This window comes from Mycobacteriales bacterium, assembly GCA_036497565.1.
In the GTDB taxonomy this organism is placed as follows: domain Bacteria; phylum Actinomycetota; class Actinomycetes; order Mycobacteriales; family QHCD01; genus DASXJE01.
In genome coordinates this window covers 1-2,869 of record DASXJE010000167.1, presented here as the reverse complement: position 1 = coordinate 2,869, position 2,869 = coordinate 1, and the positions used below count along the sequence as shown (strand labels likewise).

At 66.6% G+C, this 2,869-nt stretch carries 4 protein-coding genes; 1 reads left to right on the top strand and 3 read right to left on the bottom strand.

Translation table 11 applies throughout. The features are described from left to right. Positions 1-166 precede the first annotated feature (166 nt). Complete coding sequence (locus VGH85_14305; GenBank protein ID HEY2174976.1) at positions 167-946, top strand: retropepsin-like aspartic protease; 780 nt, start codon at positions 167-169, stop codon at positions 944-946. Here the strand turns inward: VGH85_14305 and VGH85_14300 are convergent. From VGH85_14300 to VGH85_14290, 3 genes are all read right to left on the bottom strand, one after another. After that, a complete protein-coding gene (locus VGH85_14300; GenBank protein ID HEY2174975.1) occupies positions 936-1,775 on the bottom strand; it encodes a methyltransferase domain-containing protein in 840 nt (279 codons plus the stop codon). The genes VGH85_14305 and VGH85_14300 overlap by 11 nt on opposite strands. Before the next feature lie 14 nt (positions 1,776-1,789). Continuing rightward, entirely contained in the window at positions 1,790-2,308 is a 519-nt protein-coding gene (locus VGH85_14295) for a polyketide cyclase (GenBank protein ID HEY2174974.1), read from the bottom strand. Positions 2,309-2,464: 156 nt separating this feature from the next. Next, positions 2,465-2,869: hypothetical protein (locus tag VGH85_14290; GenBank protein HEY2174973.1), on the bottom strand; the 405-nt coding region annotated here is incomplete at its 5' end.

The window sequence follows — 2,869 nt, the reverse complement described above, 5'->3', positions numbered from 1 at the left end:
TGGCGCCTGGTCAGTTCATGAGGTGCCTGGAAATGAGGCAGCAGTTGCCTTCTGGCGTCGGGCGATTCCCGTGGAGTTCGCCGAGACCTGCGACGATGACGGTACGACGCAGCGATTCCGCATGCCGACGTGATGCGCCGCGTGGGCGAACAGTAGCGTTCGGACCGTGGTCGACATCCCGATCGACATCGAGCCCGATCCGGACGACCCAGGGCAAGCGCTTCCGTACGTCGACGTCGAAATCGGCGGCGAAACTCTTCATGCCCTGCTCGACACGGGCGCCGCTCGAACGACAGTGGCACCACCCGAGTTCGCAACTATCGAGATCCGCCCCGGGGAAGGGACGGGCGTATTCGGAATCCGGGGCGACCGACGCGTGTGGCGGACCTCGATCCGGTTCGGCAACCGTGTGGTGGACCCCATCGAGATCGACGCGCACCCGGCCGGTGAGGGGCGGGATCTGATTGGCCAGGACCTGCTTTCACACTTTCGATGCGAGTACCGCCTCGCAGACAGGCGGCTCCACCTCGACGGACCGTTGCCGCCAGACACCGTCCCGATCTTCATCGGTGCGGGCCACCACGTCTATCTCGACGTGGCGTGGCAGGTGGCCGAGGTAACGGCCAGCGCCGTCTTCGACACCGGCGCCTCGGTCACCGTCGTCGACACCGCGTTCGTCGACACGCATCCGACCCTCTTCGCCAAGGCCGGGTCCAGCTCGGGAGTCGACTCCTCGGGCACCGTGGTCGAGACGCCCATGATGACCATGAATGGTCCACAGATTCTTGGCCGGCAGTTCGCGCCTTCGGTCGTAGCGATCGCGGACCTCACCGCGGCCAACCGAACCATTCAGCGAAAGATGGACCTCATCCTCGGCTGGCCAATCCTGCATCAGGCCAACTGGGTCATCGATCACCCGAACCGGCTGGCAGGGCTCACCCCCTGAACACGGCCGACACGACCCTGTGAGGCGGCAGGCGATGGGCCGTGACGATCCAGGCGCGGGAGTCGAACCAGACACCGTCGTCGCACAAATGCGCTGCGAAGGTCTTGCTCAGGCGCTCGACCATGCGCGTCGCAGCGGCGGGATCCAGCCGCTTCAGGACCTCGCTGGTACACGTGAACCCTCGGACCCAGTCGAGGGCGGAAGCAACGTCCGAACCGTAGAAGACCGGTTCACGCACGTCGGCGAAGGCGATGTCGGCGAACCCCGCAGTCTGCAGGAGATCCTTCACGGTCGGCGGGTCGGCGAGCGAGAACGCGTCCGGTCCGCCGGAAGCACCGCCTGCTGGTGCGTCGGTTGTCTCGAGGGACTGGCGGATAGCGACGGCCCATTCGTTGCGCTCGCGGGCCTGCCAGACCATCATCACCAAGCGTCCCGCCGGTCGCAGCGCACGCCCGACGTTGGTGAACGCAGCGACGGGGTCGTCGAAGAACATCGTGCCGAACCTGCTGATCGCCAGGTCGAAGCGCTCTGGTGGAAAGCGGTGGACCTGCGCGTCGGCATGCTCGAAGGTGACGTTATTGAGTCCCTCCGCCCGGGCTAGGTCGCGGGCGCGCTCGATCGCGGACACCGAGAGGTCGATCCCGAGCGCACTGCCCGCCCGGGCCGTACGCGCGGCCTGTCGAGTCGTCCGCCCGCTTCCACAGCCGATGTCGAGGACGTGGTCGTGGACCTGGACGCGACAGGCCCGGCGCAGTACCTCGTTGTGCCGGCGTAACTCGGCGTCATAGTCCGTGGGGCCGGTCGAGTGATCACCGCCGGCGTGTCGCATTTGCTGTCCCCTTGCTACGGCCGCTTGCCGGGTGTCTCGCCGCCGGGCGTGGCTTGAGACGTCGGTACGGCGAGCTCGGCGAGATGGTGCAGCGAGTTGGGAAGATGCTCAGGGCCGAACGGCGGGAACTGGATGTACTCCCGTCGAAACTGTGGCACCGCGGACCAGTCGTAGGTGTGCGTGACCTCGGTCTCGGACGGACCGAGCGCCGTCAGGTCGTATCGCCAGAGCCAGCCGCCGAACTCCACCTGACCGTCGCCGTTCACACCCCCCGTCAGCCAGCCGATGGAGCGGGGCGGGTCGAACACCTCGACCTTGTTGACCACCTGGTAGTTCCCGTCGGGATGGTTGGCGTGATACATGTCCATCCGGAAAATCTGCCCCATCTCGGTCAGCGGCGCCCGGTCGACCGCTTCCTGAACCCAGCCGGTGCCATCGATCGCAGCATGGGTCGACGGCTCGGTCAGCAACGCGAACACCGTCGCGGCAGGTACGGCGACCCTGAGGGTGGCGCTCACGCTCTCCTGGTCCACGGTCTGCACACTCCTCGCCATCTCATCTCGGGCCTCCCGCGGGCGCGGCAGGGCGACGTTCCCTACATGCAGACGACCCGGCGAGGCGAAACTCATCGGCTCGGTTCGATCAATTGGGCGGGGCTAACGGGATGAGCTGGTAGGCCCAAGATGACGCTAGTTGGGCTCGAGGGCTTGGGCGGGCGTGAGCCCGAAGCCGATGTTGGGACCGAACACCGCCATGGCAAGGGCCTGAATCATCGGCGGAGGCGTGATCGCGTTGGCCAGCTTGGTGGATACCACTTCGATTGTCGTGTGCCGGGCAGGGGAGTACATGACGGCCGATTCGTAGCCCGCGAAGCTGCCTTCTCCGCCGACGAACCCACCGGACTCGACGAAGCCAAGCCCGTAGCGCCACCGGCCGGGGCCGTTATAGCCGCCGGTGAAGACGAAGGGGATCGTGTCCCTCTTGGCCTCGCTCCAGACCGCCTTCTTCAGGAGCGCCCCTGTGGCCAGCGCTCGGGACCAGACGCGCATGTCCGACAGTGTCGACACCATGCCGCCGTGCGCCCAGAGGCACGA

Bases quoted from the DNA above. Each gene is read 5' to 3' on its own strand.
- VGH85_14300 (HEY2174975.1), bottom strand. From the start codon at position 1,775: ATGCGACACGCCGGCGGTGATCACTCGACCGGCCCCACGGACTATGAC.